The 15251-nt window shown below is 55.4% G+C and carries 14 protein-coding genes; 7 read left to right on the forward strand and 7 right to left on the reverse strand.

Translation table 11 applies throughout. The annotated features are described in order from the left end of the window. Window positions 1-25 precede the first annotated feature (25 nt). Window positions 26-2275, forward strand: a complete 2250-nt coding sequence (parC, locus tag ACI9KD_RS08645) for a DNA topoisomerase IV subunit A (protein WP_414980764.1) — start codon at window positions 26-28, stop codon at window positions 2273-2275. 28 nt (window positions 2276-2303) lie between these two features. On the opposite strand, the gene ACI9KD_RS08650 is transcribed toward parC, so the two are convergent. Continuing rightward, window positions 2304-3569: a hypothetical protein gene (locus ACI9KD_RS08650; protein ID WP_414980765.1), complete on the reverse strand. Its 1266-nt coding sequence runs from the start codon at window positions 3567-3569 to the stop codon at window positions 2304-2306. A gap of 119 nt (window positions 3570-3688) precedes the next feature. On the opposite strand from ACI9KD_RS08650, the gene serB reads away from it, so the two are divergent. After that, entirely contained in the window at window positions 3689-4858 is a 1170-nt protein-coding gene (serB, locus tag ACI9KD_RS08655; protein WP_414980766.1) for a phosphoserine phosphatase SerB, read from the forward strand. On the opposite strand, the gene ACI9KD_RS08660 is transcribed toward serB, so the two are convergent. Beyond that, window positions 4838-6667: a GTPase gene (locus ACI9KD_RS08660; RefSeq protein WP_414980767.1), complete on the reverse strand. Its 1830-nt coding sequence runs from the start codon at window positions 6665-6667 to the stop codon at window positions 4838-4840. The two genes, serB and ACI9KD_RS08660, sit on opposite strands and share 21 nt — an antisense overlap. Before the next feature lie 137 nt (window positions 6668-6804). Here ACI9KD_RS08660 and efp point away from each other — a divergent pair, with 137 nt between their 5' ends. Next, a complete protein-coding gene (gene efp, locus ACI9KD_RS08665; protein WP_414980768.1) occupies window positions 6805-7377 on the forward strand; it encodes an elongation factor P in 573 nt (190 codons plus the stop codon). Between the two features lies 1 nt (window position 7378). Continuing rightward, window positions 7379-8335, forward strand: a complete 957-nt coding sequence (gene epmA / locus ACI9KD_RS08670; protein ID WP_414980769.1) for an EF-P lysine aminoacylase EpmA — start codon at window positions 7379-7381, stop codon at window positions 8333-8335. Window positions 8336-8351: 16 nt separating this feature from the next. Here epmA and ACI9KD_RS08675 read toward each other — a convergent pair whose 3' ends face one another. Both ACI9KD_RS08675 and nhaC read right to left on the reverse strand, forming a co-directional pair. Further along, a complete protein-coding gene (locus ACI9KD_RS08675) occupies window positions 8352-8801 on the reverse strand; it encodes an acyl-CoA thioesterase (protein WP_414980770.1) in 450 nt (149 codons plus the stop codon). A 9-nt stretch (window positions 8802-8810) separates the two neighbouring features. Continuing rightward, window positions 8811-10289: a Na+/H+ antiporter NhaC gene (gene nhaC / locus ACI9KD_RS08680; protein ID WP_414980771.1), complete on the reverse strand. Its 1479-nt coding sequence runs from the start codon at window positions 10287-10289 to the stop codon at window positions 8811-8813. Between the two features lie 91 nt (window positions 10290-10380). On the opposite strand from nhaC, the gene ACI9KD_RS08685 reads away from it, so the two are divergent. Continuing rightward, window positions 10381-10503 carry a hypothetical protein gene (locus ACI9KD_RS08685; RefSeq protein WP_414980772.1) on the forward strand — a complete coding sequence of 41 codons (123 nt, stop codon included), beginning with the start codon at window positions 10381-10383 and terminating at the stop codon, window positions 10501-10503. Here ACI9KD_RS08685 and ACI9KD_RS08690 read toward each other — a convergent pair whose 3' ends face one another. From ACI9KD_RS08690 to ACI9KD_RS08700, 3 genes are read right to left on the reverse strand one after another with little or no spacing between them, the layout of a single operon-like run. Continuing rightward, complete coding sequence (locus ACI9KD_RS08690; RefSeq protein ID WP_414980773.1) at window positions 10504-11763, reverse strand: class I SAM-dependent methyltransferase; 1260 nt, start codon at window positions 11761-11763, stop codon at window positions 10504-10506. After that, window positions 11760-12524 carry a DUF1365 domain-containing protein gene (locus ACI9KD_RS08695; RefSeq protein WP_414980774.1) on the reverse strand — a complete coding sequence of 255 codons (765 nt, stop codon included), beginning with the start codon at window positions 12522-12524 and terminating at the stop codon, window positions 11760-11762. Before ACI9KD_RS08695 ends, ACI9KD_RS08690 begins: the two co-directional genes overlap by 4 nt. Further along, window positions 12521-13780: an NAD(P)/FAD-dependent oxidoreductase gene (locus ACI9KD_RS08700; RefSeq protein WP_414980775.1), complete on the reverse strand. Its 1260-nt coding sequence runs from the start codon at window positions 13778-13780 to the stop codon at window positions 12521-12523. The genes ACI9KD_RS08695 and ACI9KD_RS08700 overlap by 4 nt, the downstream gene beginning before the upstream one ends. A 210-nt stretch (window positions 13781-13990) precedes the next feature. Between ACI9KD_RS08700 and ACI9KD_RS08705 the strand changes: the two genes are divergently transcribed. Continuing rightward, on the forward strand, window positions 13991-14617 hold the full coding sequence (locus ACI9KD_RS08705) for a sigma-70 family RNA polymerase sigma factor (protein WP_414980776.1): 627 nt from the start codon (window positions 13991-13993) through the stop codon (window positions 14615-14617). Further along, window positions 14618-15251: ChrR family anti-sigma-E factor (locus tag ACI9KD_RS08710; protein ID WP_414980777.1), on the forward strand; the 634-nt coding region annotated here is incomplete at its 3' end.

The following is a 15251-nucleotide window of genomic DNA, read 5'->3' on the forward strand; positions in this document are numbered from 1 at the left end:
GAAGACCCTCCAAGAGACCCAATAAATGAGTGATACCAGTTCCATCGATGACGATGGCATCGAGGGCGTTTCCCTAAAGCACTATGCCGAGAAGGCATACCTTGACTACTCGATGTACGTCATTCTTGACCGCGCTTTGCCACATATTGGTGATGGCCTTAAGCCGGTACAGCGACGCATTGTGTATGCCATGAGTGAGCTGGGCCTGAAGTCTACGGCCAAGTTCAAGAAGTCGGCACGTACCGTGGGCGATGTGATCGGTAAATTCCACCCTCATGGTGATAGCGCAGCTTATGAAGCTATGGTGCTCATGGCGCAGAGTTTTAGCTATCGTTACCCATTGGTGGATGGTCAGGGCAACTGGGGCGCACCGGATGACCCCAAATCCTTTGCCGCGATGCGCTACACCGAATCTCGTCTGACCGCGTATGCCGACGTGCTTCTGGGAGAGCTCGCGCAGGGCACGGTCGACTGGACGCCTAATTTCGACGGCACCATGGATGAGCCGTCGCTGTTACCCGCTCAAGTACCTAACATTTTGCTCAACGGGACCACGGGCATTGCGGTGGGTATGGCGACGGATATTCCGCCACATAATCTTCGTGAGGTCGTTACGGCGGCAATTACCTTGCTAGACGCCCCCAAAACGAGTCTTGCTGAGCTTTGCGAGATCATTCAGGGGCCCGATTACCCGACCGAAGCAGAAATCATCACGCCTCCGGAGGATATTGCCCAGATATACGCGACCGGCCGTGGCGGCTTGCGTATGCGCGGAGTATGGGAGCTTGAGCACGGCGATATTGTGGTCACTGCTTTGCCCCACCAAGCCTCCGGGTCTCGGGTGCTGGAGCAGATAGCCCAGCAAATGCAGGCCAAGAAGCTCCCTATGGTTGCGGATCTTCGCGATGAGTCGGATCACGAGAATCCCACCCGTCTGGTGATTGTGCCTCGTTCCAATCGCATAGATCGAGAGGGGCTCATGAGCCATCTCTTCGCGACCACGGACCTAGAGCGCACCTATCGCGTCAACCTCAATATGATTGGCATCGATGGGCGCCCCGGGGTCCGCAGCCTCGACGGGATCCTGAGTCAATGGCTGAAATTTCGTCGAGAGACCGTGCGCCGCCGTCTGGCTTATCGTTTAGAGCGTGTGCAGCTACGCCTGCACATCTTGCAAGGTTATCTCGTTGCTTACCTGAATATTGACGAAGTGATTCACATTATTCGCACCGAGGAACATCCCAGGCAGGCGCTCATGCAGCGTTTCGAAATTTCGGATGTTCAGGCGGAAGCCATCCTTGACCTCAAATTGCGCAACCTTGCCAAGCTCGAAGAAGTAAAAATCCGCTCAGAGCAGGATGAACTTGAAAAAGAGCGGGACTGGCTGGAAACAACGCTTGGCTCCGAAGCCAGACTCAAGACGCTCATCAAGAAAGAGCTGACGGCCATTGCTGAAAAGTACGGTGATGATCGCCGCTCTCCCCTGGCATCTCGGGAGGACGCTCGAGCGTTTAGCGAGCTGGAGTTGATGACCGCAGACCCAATTACTGTTGTGCTGTCCGAAAAAGGCTGGATCCGTTCTGCGAAAGGTCATGAAATGGATCCGACGACGCTCAGTTATAAGTCCGGAGACAGCTTTAAATTGGCGGTGCGAGGTCGAAGCAATCAGCCGGCTGTGGTCATTGATTCCACGGGTCGTGCTTACACCCTCGCTACCCATAATCTGCCCTCGGCGCGGGGGCAGGGTGAGCCGATTACCGGCCGCATTAACCCCCCCTCTGGCGCGGGCTTTGATGGGCTGATGATGGGTGACAACGAGCAGCGCTGCTTGTTGGCATCGGATGCGGGATATGGCTTTGTGACGACGCTGGCTGAGCTACAGACCAAGAACCGAGCGGGGAAGGCAGCTTTGAGTTTGCCCGCCGGGGCTAAAGTCGTTAGTCCCGTGCCTATATCCGAGGGTGCGCAGTGGGTGGCAGCCGTTAGCAATGAGGGCCGGCTACTGCTGTTTCCTCTTGCCGAATTGCCGAGCCTGTCCCGCGGGAAGGGCAACAAAATCATTGCGATCCCTGGTCCCCGCGTTCGGGATCGGGAGGAGTTCGTGATCGCCACAGCCGTCCTGAAAGACGACGACGGTTTGACGGTATGGGCAGGCAAGCGTCACCTGACGCTCAAGCGCACGGAGCTTGATCATTACCGTGGAGAGCGCGGTCGTCGGGGAAACAAGTTGCCCCGAGGGTTTCAGCGTGTGGAAAGAATGGATGTCGCGGAATGAGGGTAGCGGGTCTCCCTCAATCACTTAGCTAGCTGTCAGCCGGCGCTGTCGAGGGCTTGATGCGTTCGACAATCATCTGCGCTTGATGTGCTAGCAGCGTCTCCTGATCTGCGGACAGCGTCAAAAGCTCGCTTACTACTGCGTTCTCTTCGCTATCTTCGGCAAGCTCTGCGGCGGCTGCTAGTTGTTCATCAGCGAGCGCTGTTTCAGTCAGAAGAATGGCAGGATAGCGTTGATGGTTAAGGCAGGCGTCGCGTAGTTCGTCAATGGCACCCTGGAGGTGCAGCTGGGGATAAATGTCTTTTGTTTCGTCTGTGCTTTGTTCACATTGCCCCAGCGCCATTGCTAGTTCCAGAGACAGGCTGGTGCGCTGCTGCAGACCCAAAGAGATGAGCGCAATCAAGCGGGCGCAGCTTGCCGCGCGGAGCGCTTCACTTCCGGCATTGGGTTGCGGACTAAAGCTGATGATCAGGCCGAAGGGACGTGAAACGATAAGTTCTCCGCGGTAGCACTGGGCGGCAGCCTGAACGATTTGTTGCAGCCTGCGAGTGTAACGATGCAGATTTGACTCGCCTAAGGTGTCGACATAGCGAGCCAGGCTCGCTAGATGGACAAACAAAATAGTCGCTTGTTCAAACTCCGTCGCTGCTGCAGGTATCGGAGCGTGACCACGAAGCATGTCCAGCGGGAGGGCTTCTACGCTGCGCTGAATTCTTGAAATTTCGTTTTCGAGCTCCGCTTCGACGGAATCTGGCAGCGCGAGCTGTGTATCCAGCGCGAGTAATGAGGTCGCCAGGCGCTGCGCAAAAATGCGGGTTGCCAGAAACACCAAGAGACTTAGCGCCGCTGCCAGAGCCAACAGAGAGAACAAAAATCGCCAGCGACTCTCCTGCCCCGAGCTGCTGTCCACCGTAACCAACACTTCGCCGGCGATACCTTCGCCAATGCGTATGAGAGCGCTGTACTGGTTAAGGTTTGGTCCGCTAATAATGCCAGCAGTGCCCATGGCCATTCCTTCTACATCGCGGATAGTGATGCCGCCAGCGAGAGAGCTGTCTACAAATCGCTGTAGTGACGCCCGGGCACTCAAAAGGTCTCCACGCTGTAGGGCCTCTCGGACTGTAGAAGACACTTGCTGGGCAAGAGATTCGCCGTACAGTCGTTCGCGTTCATTTTGAAGGTATGCGCTGGATGTCGCTGCCAGCCATAAAAGGCACAGACCCACGAGCAGAGCGCAGCCGGCTGCCAGTATGGGTAGCTGTAGACTCAGGCTTAGATCTTTGAAGCGCTGCATGAATCGATTCGTTGTGATGCTGTGCCGCGAAGTATAAGCGTCGGCCTCACACGGCGTCTTGTTGTCTGAACTCTGAGTTAGAATTAAGCGCTAAATTTTCTGTAATACAGGTTCCAATCGTGACCACAACGGGCTTTTCTCTCCCAGCAACGCTGACCTATTCATCGCTGCAGCGGCTATTGCCCGAACTTGCATTGGCTGAGGCTGTGCACTTTATTGCCGAACCACCCGCGCTTGTTTTGCGCGGTGAAACCAAGGATGACTCTTTGGGCGATCGCGTTGCTGCCGGCTTGTCACGTTTGGGGCTGACTTGGCGGGCGCAGGCTGTATTAAATACGACGGACTATGGCGATTTATCGCTCTATCAACATGCAGATGCCGTCCTCACCGTCATCGTGCCCGCAGGTCGTGATCTGCCTTCGGAGCTTGCGGCCACGCTTGCCGCATGGAATGTTGAGTTGCGCGGTATGCGGCGCTTATCACTCGCCGCGCCGGGGGAAGAGCTGGCGCTGGAACTGTATTTAGATGACTGGACACGTTGTGCTGATCGGCGCGGGACCCTTCAGGAACTGGCGATACGCTGGGAGGTTGATCTGGCGCTCGCCCCTAGTGATAGTAAGCGGCCCCGGCGGCGACTGATCGCCTTTGATATGGATTCAACGCTTATTCAGTGCGAAGTCATTGATGAGCTTGCCCGTCGCGCCGGCGTTGGCGACGAGGTTGCCGCGGTTACGGCCCGGGCCATGCGCGGTGAGCTCGATTTTCGCAGTAGTTTCCGTGAGCGTATGAGCAAGTTGCGTGGTTTGCATGCCTCGGAGATTCAGGCGGTGGGTGCCAGCTTGCCGCTCATGCCTGGTGCCCTTTCGCTGCTTCGCACTTTGCGCTCCCAGGGTCACTACACGGTGATTTTATCTGGAGGATTCGATTACTTCGCTAAACAGGTACAAACCCAAATCGGCATTGATGAAGTGCATGCCAATCATCTGCAGATTGTTGAGGATCGGCTAAGCGGTGAGGTAGAGGGTGAAATAGTCGATGGGGAACGTAAAGCTTTGCTGCTCGCAGAGATTGCGAAGCGCGAGGGTTTTGAGCTATGCGACACCGTCGCGGTGGGCGACGGCGCGAACGATTTGCCAATGCTGGCTGCGGCCGGCCTGGGCGTTGCCTTTCACGCGAAGCCACTGGTTCGCAAAACGGCCCCCTGCGCTATTAACCACAGTACACTTGAAGGCCTGCTTTATGTCCTGGGAGTGCCGCGCGGCGGCGTATCAAATATCGGTCCAAATTGAATCAAACGCCGCAGTAGGTAGTTCTTTGCGTTTGGAACTCTCGATGTCATCGTCCAGCTGGCGCAGGTATTCAAAGTCCATTTGACTAAAATACCCTGTGGAAGACACCTGCCGTTTGAGTTTCACCAAAGCAGATTCCTCGTCACGCGACAGCGTAATACGCTGCCCTTCCTTAAACACCATGCGTGGCACCACCAGAGTGTGTGCCTGACCGACAAGCGGTATCTCCGGCAGTAGCAATACCCGAATGGGTTTTGACTGCTCGCCATTGGGCATCTTGATTTGCGCAGCATAGGCACCGCCGCGGGGACTGATAAGCTCAAGACCCAGTAGCGTTGGAGCATGCTTTACCTGGCTGATCCAGCGGATCACGGCCAAGGTCCAGTCTGCCTGCTCCATTTCCGACTCGCGCATGCAAACGACATCGCCAATGTGGAGGCCATCGGGTGGATCTGTCCACTCTACACAGTAGCCACCTGGACTGGTGTTAGTCGTTTTCACGGAATAAACGGTGTGTCTTACGGGCTGCCGAGCTTGGTTATCCTGGTCCTCGGCTAGTTTCGAGAACTTGTCGACATCAACGCCCAAGTCTAGTTCTTCTTCGGATGCATGTTCGTCTGTGCCGTCTTCCGAATTTGCCTGCTGCCATTTGTCGGCGTGGCTTGCAGGGCTGAGGAAGGGGTTTTGGTTGTCCGTGGAAAACTGAGCGTCCTCGTACGCCATGCCGTGGAAAACTTCTTCCAGACTGCGTTCTCCAGCGACAAAGTAATGCACGTTGCTCAAGCCTGTGGCGATGTCCAGAGTGCTTCGAGACTCCTGTCGATTGAAGTTACGCTGACTGATCTCTCCCAGAGATTTGATCAGGTGCTCGAGAAGGTTAGTGTCCAGCCGAGTTTCTCGATCAAACTCGATCACTCGTAGGCCCTGGGTGCCCCGGGATTTCTTCAGCTCCTCTAGATGAGTGATGAGCGGCTTGGTATTGATATAGCGAAACTGTGTGCTGCCCCGCCGCACCAGAAGTTCCGCGAAAGCCGGGGCCTGGTCGCTCAACATATCCACTGCGAACAAGCCTTCGCCTAGCTCCGGGTCCTGCAACTCAGCAAAGTCTCGCCACTCTTGGAACGCGCGATAGGCGCCCGTAATGTCGTGTTGACGGAGCTGATTAGGTTTAGAGCAGGCCAACAGTAGCGCCGGCAGGTATTCCTGAGCGATATTGCTGCGCGTTTTCCGGAGACTGTCTTCTACCGGTAGGCGCGCTAGTTGTTGCCGTTCACTCAGGGAGTAAAGCTGATGGAGTCCTGCCCAGCCATTGAGCTCTATGGGCTGATAAAGAACGTAGGAGACGAGAATACGCTGTCCCGACAGTGTAATGGCTCGATGTAATGACTCACAGGCCAGTTTGGCCGGATTCACGCCAGTAACACTGCTGTTGTCCTGAATCGTTTGTACGCCGGCTATGGTGTAGCCGGCAGCCGTGAGGGAACACAGGTCAGTGATTAGATCGACCTGAATCTGTTTGTCGTCGTCCAAGATGATTGGTTGGTTCAAGCAGCCTCGGATGAGGGCCGTGAGTACCAAATCAATAGGCGCGCGCAGTAATTCAAGAAGCTGGAAGCGTTCTTGCGGAGGTAATGCCACGCGATTGAGCTCAGACACCGCGTTACGCAGGTTGGACCCCGCCCGCGGAGGGCTGCCCATTGGTAGTTCCTGAGCCCAGGTCTCCACGGCCTCGACGTTGCAGTCAAACAGACTGCAGCGATCGAGATCCTGCTGAGGGAGGCGCAGGCCTGAATGTTTTATCGGCGACATGGCGCCCAGTCCTTTTTGCCGGGTGCGAATTTACCTGAGCATAGCTCAACTGTGGGCCTTCGCGCTAACTTGAAACACTGATTTTGCGAACCCGGTGCGGTATCATCCCGCGCGTTTAAACTCAGGGGTGCACAGGCATGGCCAATTACTCAACCAATGAATTCCGCTCTGGCCTTAAGGTAATGCTGGATGGGGACCCCTGCAGCATTCTCGACAATGAATTCGTCAAGCCGGGGAAAGGACAGGCCTTTAACCGGGTACGTTTGCGAAACCTCAAGAGCGGTCGTGTCTGGGATCGAACCTTTAAGTCGGGCGAGAGCCTCGAAGGCGCCGACGTCATGGACATCAGTATGGAGTACCTCTATACGGACGGCGAGTTCTGGTTCTTCATGGAGCCCAATACCTTCGAGCAATATCAAGCGGACACTGCTGCAGTAGGTGATACGAAGAAGTGGCTGAAGGAGCAGGAGGCCTGCGAGGTGACGCTCTACAATGGCACGCCACTCTCTGTGACACCGCCAAATTTTGTGGAGCTTGAGATCACAGAAACCGACCCAGGGCTTAAGGGAGATACGGCGCAGGGTGGCAGCAAGCCTGCAACGCTCAGCACCGGCGCCGTTGTGCGCGTGCCGTTGTTTATTTCCCAGGGTGAAGTGGTTCGCGTGGATACCCGCTCTGGAGACTACGTCGCTCGCGCGAGCAAAAGCTGATATGAGCGATTGGCGGCCCGGGACAACCCGCGCCGCACTTCAGGCCCGGGGCGAGATATTCGCCCAACTCCGACGTTTTTTTGCAAAGCGACAAATTCTTGAAGTCGACACTCCGATATTGTCTCGATTTGGTGTGACTGATCCGGCCATCGAGCCGCTTCGCTTGACGCCGTCGCAGGCTGAAACAGCATCCATGTTCCTCCAAAGCTCGCCCGAATTTGCCATGAAGCGACTGCTGGCCTCAGGCAGTGGACCTATTTACCAGTTGGGCAAAGCGTTTCGCGATGGTGAAATTGGAAGAAGGCATAACCCGGAATTTACTCTACTGGAGTGGTATCGCCCGGGCTTTAGCCTCGATCAATTGATTCAAGAGGTCGGGGAGCTAATCTGTGAGTGTCTCGACCGTGACGCGTGGGAGCTTGTTAGCTACAGAGCACTCTTTCAGGAGGTTCTGGCCATCGATCCCTGGACAATCAGCGTGCCGGAGCTCAAAGAGGTCGCTGCAAAGCAGCTGGATGTTGGCGAGCTCGAACTAGACTACGACGGCTGGCTGGATCTGCTTATGAGTCACGTGCTGGAGCCAGTACTTGCCCATCGAGGACTGCAGTTTGTCTGTGATTACCCCCCCTCTCAAGCCGCTCTTGCGCGCTGCGCTGATCGCAATGGCCGCCGTGTTGCTGAGCGTTTTGAGCTGTATGTAGACGGAATTGAACTGGCCAACGGCTATCGCGAACTCCTTGACGCTGCGGAGTTGATAGATCGCGCGGCGGGTGATAATGCTCGTAGACATACGTCGGCTCAGGAAGCCCGAGCACTGGATTCCCGGTTGATTGAGGCCATGCAGGAGGGCTTGCCCGACTGTAGCGGTGTTGCTCTGGGAGTGGATCGCTTGCTGATGGCAAAGCTAGGCTTGGATCGCCTCTCGGCCGTGATGCCTTTCGACTGGACGCGCGTCTAATGGCGCCCGTATCGGTCTATTGCGAATCTATGCCCAGAATCGCCGGTCCGTAAGTCTCTAGGAACTCTTTAGGCAGTCGCCGAGGTTTACCGGAGCTGATCTCGATACAGGCAAAACGGACTTTTCCGCGCAGCAATGTTGCACCATCCTGCACTCTGCGTATCTGAAAATGCCGCGTCATGGTCAAACGCTTGTCCCAATGCGTAATCCAGGTTGCAGTGACAATTTCGTCATCAAGATGCGACGCTTTTAGGTATCGATAACGCCCTTCGACTACGGCCATGGCGCGATCGAGGCGGTGATAGGAGTCGATGTCCATACCAAGGCTTGCGGAGTGTTCCCAGGCACATTCTTCGCACCAGCGGACATAGATCGTGTTGTTGGTGTGTTGCAGTGCGTCTACGTCTGCCGCCATTACGCGTGTGCGGCGCAAAAAAGGCGCTGCATAGTCCCATTCGTCGCTCACAGTGCCTTCCTAAGCCGATGCAGCAGCTGGCTCTGGGTCGGACGCAGACTCCAGGGGCTTTTGAGCAATGCCGCTAACGCCGTAGGCAATCGCGATGAGTGGGCAGACAATGTTAAAGATCGCAAAAGGTGCGTAAACAACGGTAGCGACTCCCAGTGTTGCGGACATATACGCGCCACAGGTGTTCCAGGGGATTAGTGCCGATGTAAGCGTAGCGGAGTCTTCCAGTGTTCGTGACAGGTTAAGTGGCGACAGCTTGTACTCTTTGTAGGCGTCACGGTACATTCGGCCGGGCAGTGCGAGGGCCATGAACTGATCGGCCGCAAGGACGTTGGTAGCGACGCAGGTCGCTACCGTGGTGGCGACCAGTGAGCCGGTACCTTTGACCATGCGCAGGGCGTGCCGGAGCCAATAGTTGAGAATGCCGGTGCGCTCGAGAATACCGCCAAAACCCAGGGCGCAGATGATCAGCCATACGGTGTTCATCATGCTGCTCATGCCCCCTTTACTGAGGAGCGCATCCAGAAACTCATTGCCGCTGTTTGATTCATAGCCCGCGAACAGGGCTATCCATACACCTTTAACCAGTGCCAGTCCCCGGGAGAGCTCCGTGTCTCCTGCCAAGCCCTGTACTACATCAGGCTGAAAAATCAGCGCAAAAATACCGCCGGCCAAGGCGCTGATAAGGATTGCTGGATAGGCGGGGAACCGCTTGTAGACTAGAAACAGCATGAGTAACAGAGGAAGCAGCAGATGCAGCCCGATATTGAACTCAATCTGGAGACTGTTTTGCAGTGCTTCGATCTCCTGGGGGGTTGAAGCATCGCCGCCCCCGATGAGGGCGAAGACCAACAAGGCGATAGCGAAGCTGGGTACGGTGGTCCAGAGCATATGGCGAATGTGCTCAAAGAGATCAACCCCGGCTACCGCGGAGGCAAGGTTGGTTGTGTCGGACATAGGCGATAGTTTGTCGCCAAAGTAGGCGCCGGAGATGATCGCGCCTGCGGCTATGGCCGGTGACAAGTCAAAGCTCCCGGCAATCCCCATAAGCCCAATGCCCAACGTTCCGGCTACCGTCCAGGAGCTACCGACGCTAATCGCCACAATGGCGCAAATGAGTGCACTGGCGGCATAGAAAATCTGTGGATTCAGGATCTGAATGCCGTAGTAAATCATCGTGGGAACAGTGCCGGCGAGTATCCAGGTGCCGATGAGCATGCCTACGACGAGGAGAATCAGGGTGGGAGCAAGGCCGACACCGATGCCATCGATGATGCCCTCCTGGGCGTCTCGCCAGCGAATGCCTGTGTGTTGCCCCACGAGCGCAGCAACCCCTGTCGCGAGCACTAAAGCGATCTGGTTGGCACCGTAAGATGCGTCGGACCCAAAAAAGAACACGGATAGTGCCAGCATGGCGATGAGCAACACGATGGGGGCGGCTGCCAGCGTCGGCGTGAGTTGTTCATTGGTATGTTGCGTTGAGCTCAAGAGCTAATCACCTGCCGCAAAAGACTGTGAGGATGCCGCAAAAGCCCGCAGGGGTACAGAGAGGCCGCTTTAAACGCAGCCAGATGCGTCGGTGTTGAGTACACTGCCTGCGCGACAGGCCCAGACTATTAACTACACCTGGGCGATTATGTTGGCGCTGCTTTCTATTCCGGTGCTGGGGCAGCGACTTGCCGCCCGAGATGGCTACGACTGATCAGACGCTGCGATAGCCGGGCTTGGCAAATGCGATCTGCGCGGTACCGATGATTCGCTCGCGAAATCCACCTTCGCAGTAGCACAGATAGAATTCCCACATGCGAATAAAGCGGTCATCAAAGCCCATCTCGCGAACCTCCTCAAGACGCGCCATGAATCGTTGTCGCCAGTGTGCCAATGTGAGTGCGTAATCGGCCGTGATATCTCGCAGGTGCACCATTTGCAGATCGCTATCCTTCGCGATGTGCTTGGCGATTATCTCTAATGACGGTAGACAGCCTCCCGGGAATATATAACGCTTGATGTAATCCACAGAGCGCCTTGCTTGCTCGTAGCGATCATCGGTGATGGTAATCGCCTGAATCACCATCTTTCCGTCATTTTTAAGCAGCTTACTGCAGCACTGGAAATAGCTGCTGTAGAAGTCGTGGCCTACCGCCTCGATCATCTCCACGGATACCAACTTGTCATACTGGCCTGTTAAAGCGCGGTAGTCCTCGCAAAGCAGGGTAATACGGTCCTCAAGACCGAGTTCCGTGACCCGCGCCTTGGCGTAATCGAACTGTTCCTGAGAAATGGTGGTGGTTGTCACATGACAGCCGTAGTGCGTTGCGGCATGTATCGCCATGCCGCCCCAGCCTGTGCCAATCTCTAGCAGGTGATCGTCAGGCTTGAGGTCCAGCTGCCGGCAGAGCTCATCGAGTTTACCCACCGCGGCTTTCTCCAGTGTGTTTTCTCGACGGTCAAAAACCGCTGCGGAATACATCATGGTCGGGTCGAGAAACAATCGGAAAAAATCGTTGCCAAGGTCGTAATGCGCAGAAATATTGCGCTTTGAACCTTCGTGCGTATTGCGATTCATGGTGTGCGCGATCTTTAGCGCTAGCTTGGTATACCAGTGCTGTTTTGACTCCACAGATTCCATAGCCTGCATGTTGGCACTGAAAAGCCGTGTCACTTCTGTGAGGTCCGGGGTTGACCAATCGCCATCGATGTAGGCCTCGCCCGCCGCTACCGTGCCCCCCAGTAGCACCTTCGCAAAGGCAGCGCGATTGTGAATCACGATTTCCGCATGGGGTTCGCGGGTATCCTCGGAATTTCCAAAGTGGTGTGTATCTTCGCCATCGTGAATCGTGACGTACCCGACAGTAATGTGCGACAAAGCCTGCAAAAGGAAGTGCCGAGCAAGTTCCGTTTTATTGCGAAAGGTCTTCGCCTGGGGCAGTAGGGGAATCCTGCTGACACTGACTTCGTTCATTGTCGTGCTCCAGATTGAGCGCTTGTCCCGGGATGTGGGTGATAAGGGATGCGTTTGATAAAGAGTTTGAGCGCTTGCCAGTAAATCGCGCCGGCTACTTTAGCGGTCATTAAGGGGAACCGCCACAGAATGCTGCGCAGCGCCGCCCTGGTAATTGGTTCTGCGCTTAGGGACAGTGTGGCGTCAAACACCCGGCCCCCCGCGCTGTGGTTTTCAAGATGAATTGCCAAGCGGTCTCCTGGCACATTGCTCCGCCAGGAGTAACGCATGTCCATAGGATTAAATGGCGACACATGAAAAGTTTTGTCAAACTCCTGGCGCAGCACGCGCTGCCCCGGCTGTGCTGACAGAACATAGCTGTGACGCTCGTTCCAAGGTGTGTTGGTGACTTCAGCGACCAGGTAGTCGAGTTGAGTTTCGTCCTCGTTGAAGCAGTAGTAGCAGATGAGTGGATTCATCTGCGTACCGAAATAGCGCATATTGGCAAGGAGGTAGATAGGGCCTTGATGATCGACGCCTATTTCTTCGTGGATGCGGCGCCTTACCTCATCGCTGAGGGATTTTGTCGGGTCGCCCAGAAAGTCTTCTCGGCGAAAGCTCGCCGCAGCGAAGCGCGAATGGGACCAAAAACGAGACAGGTTTAAGACGGTGTCCACTTCGTCCAGATGCAGATAGGGCATAAAGACGCGGTACTTAAAGGCGTGCTCACGCGGGAGGTGCCGCCGGTGCCGCAGCGTTCCGGTATATAGGCGGGACTTCATGCCGCTGCGCGAGCCTGCTTGTTGATGGCTTCGGTCACTCGAAGCGCACTGACCACGCCATCTTCATGAAATCCATTGTGCCAGTAGGCTCCGCAAAACCATGTGTTTTGCTGACCGTTAATGTCGGCCCAGCGCTGCTGAGCGGCCATGCCCGCGAGGCTGAATACCGGGTGATCGTAAGTAAACCGTCCGAGTATCCGGTGCGGATTAATCGAGGCAGTGTCATTGAGAGTCACGCAGAAAGTTTCCGGGGCCGTAATGCCCTGAAGAATGTTCATGTTGTACGTTAGCACGGCTCTCGAATCATCCACTCCTAGTCGATAGTTCCAGCTCGACCAGGTTTTTCGGTTGTCTGGCAGCAGGCGAGTGTCTGTGTGTAGAACGACATCATTGGCCTGATAGGGCAGAGCAGCTAAAATTTCCCGCTCCTCCACACTCGGTGCATCGAGCATTGTCAGCGCATGGTCAGAGTGCGTTGCGATGACGACTTGATCAAAACGTTGTTCGCTACCGTTCTCAAGAACCAGCGTTACTCCAGCGGCATCCCGGCGGACACGACTTACAGGAGTGCCTGTATAGATCCGTTGCTCAAAGCGTCGGCACAGTGGCGCGATATACTCTCTGGAGCCGCCTTCGATCACCCGCCACTGAGGGCGATTTGATACTGACAGCAGTCCGTGGTTCTTGAAGAAGCGCACGAAAAACTGCACAGGGAACTCGAGGATGCTGGCGCAGTCCGACGACCAGATGGCGGAGCCCATGGCTACAAGATAGTCCCGTTTGAAAGCCTCGCTATAATTTTTGCGCGTCAGATAACTACCGAGGCTTTCATCCTCAGCGAGCGTCCCGGATTCAAGATCAGCAAGGCTTTCTTTATTAAAGCGCAAGATGTCCCGAACCATTTTCAAAAAACGCGGCGACACAATGTTGCGTCGTTGCGCGAACAATGAGTCCAGATTGGTGCCTGAATACTCAAGCCCGGTGTCTTCGTCCCGAACGCTAAAGCCCATGGCTGTTTCGCGACTGCTGACGCCTAGCTCGTCCATCAGAGCGATAAAATTAGGGTAGGTCCAGTCATTAAAAACAATGAACCCTGTGTCGATGGCAAAGCGGCGGGTACCGAGCTCGACGTCCATAGTAGCAGTGTGACCACCGAGTCGTGTGTTGGCTTCGAATACGCTAACCGTGTGCTCAGTACTGAGATAGTGAGCGCACGCTAACCCTGAGATGCCTGAACCTATTACCGCTATCTGCACCTAAGGGTGACTCCTATGGGTTGTCGGGAGGCGAGCGCACGGAATTTATGCTGCGATTCGCCATGTTTTCCGGCATTATCGATGCCGCAGTCTTGTCTTCAAAATTACGCGTATTTGCGGGCTCTGGATCAGCTGACGTTATCTCAGGGTGAAAAGTCATCCAATTTAAGTACAGTCGGCGTATCTACAGCAATAACCTAGGGGGTAAACGTGGACGAAGCGTCAGACACGGCCGGGAATCGAAACGATATGGTGCGAGCTATACCGACCGGGCGCCGTACGGACGAGTGGAGCGAGTGCTTGGTGCTGATTGCCAGTCAGCAAGACAGAGCCGCCTACACGCGCTTGTTTCGTCATTTTGCACCACTGATCAAAGCTTTTGCTCTGTCCGGATCTGCCCTGTCGGCGACTCATGCTGACGAGTTGGTTCAGGAGGTTATGTTAAAAATTTGGCAAAAAGCCGGTGGTTTTAATCCAGAGAAGGCCGCGGCGAGTACATGGGTATATACAATTGCACGAAACTGCCGAACGGACTTGTTTCGCAGGCTGAACAAGTTCAACACCCCCTTAGCGGCGGAGGACTTCAGTGCCGATCAGGAGCATGAGGAACCACTCAGGCAGCTCCAGAGTCGGCGTAGTGCAGATCGAATCAGGGAGACGATGAAAAATCTTCCCGCGGACCAGACGCAGATCATCGCCAAGGTCTATATGGAGGGCAAGTCGCACGCAGAGGCGGCGGCCGAGTTGGATTTACCACTGGGGACCGTGAAGTCGCGGGTCAGACTAGCCGTGCAAAAGATGCAGGTTCAGTTTGAGATAGCCCAGGAGAGTAAATAAATGGAACAGGAATACAGGGTCGAAGTGAAAGCTATGGCAAAACATCATCCAGAACTGGATATTCTTACGGAACATGCGGCGGGTAGTTTATCTCTTGCCCAGGCAGCTTGCGTGTCCGCTCACCTTAGCTACTGCGATTGCTGCTCCCTGACAGTGACGCATCTTCAAACGGTTGGGGCGGCAATGTTCGAGTCCCTGGACCCGGCGCCCGTGGGTGATGCGATTCTGGATCGCGTTTTGACACGTCTGGATGAAGAAGCTCCCCTGTGCTATCAGCCTGCGCAGCGCAGTGGGCAAGATGCAACGCCAGCATTGTTGAGCCGCTTGATGGCGGGAGATTTCTCGGAGTTGGTATGGAAGAAAGTCACCGATGCCCTGCGTATGACACCGATTCGCACGGGCGACCGGCAGTTTGAGTTTTCACTACTCCATATTAAAGCAGGCGGGGAGATTCCTCATCATGATCACCGGGGTTCAGAAATGACGCTGGTGCTTCAGGGCGGTTTCAGTGACGATCGGGGTAGCTACTATCCGGGCGATTTTATCTACCGCAGCAAGAACGACGTGCACGCACCGCGAGCTTTTGCTGACGAAGACTGCCTGTGTTTAGCGGTTATCGATGCGCCCTTACGAT

The organism is Congregibacter sp. (assembly GCF_047617445.1).
GTDB lineage: Bacteria > Pseudomonadota > Gammaproteobacteria > Pseudomonadales > Halieaceae > Congregibacter.

What these genes read in the sequence shown, in the direction of transcription:
- efp (WP_414980768.1), top strand. Translation starts at nt 6,805, where the DNA reads ATGGCCAATTACTCAACCAATGAATTCCGCTCTGGCCTTAAGGTAATG.
- ACI9KD_RS08660 (WP_414980767.1), bottom strand. Translation starts at nt 6,667, where the DNA reads ATGTCGCCGATAAAACATTCAGGCCTGCGCCTCCCTCAGCAGGATCTC.
- ACI9KD_RS08695 (WP_414980774.1), bottom strand. Translation starts at nt 12,524, where the DNA reads ATGAAGTCCCGCCTATATACCGGAACGCTGCGGCACCGGCGGCACCTC.
- parC (WP_414980764.1), top strand. Translation starts at nt 26, where the DNA reads ATGAGTGATACCAGTTCCATCGATGACGATGGCATCGAGGGCGTTTCC.
- ACI9KD_RS08650 (WP_414980765.1), bottom strand. Translation starts at nt 3,569, where the DNA reads ATGCAGCGCTTCAAAGATCTAAGCCTGAGTCTACAGCTACCCATACTG.
- ACI9KD_RS08690 (WP_414980773.1), bottom strand. Translation starts at nt 11,763, where the DNA reads ATGAACGAAGTCAGTGTCAGCAGGATTCCCCTACTGCCCCAGGCGAAG.
- epmA (WP_414980769.1), top strand. Translation starts at nt 7,379, where the DNA reads ATGAGCGATTGGCGGCCCGGGACAACCCGCGCCGCACTTCAGGCCCGG.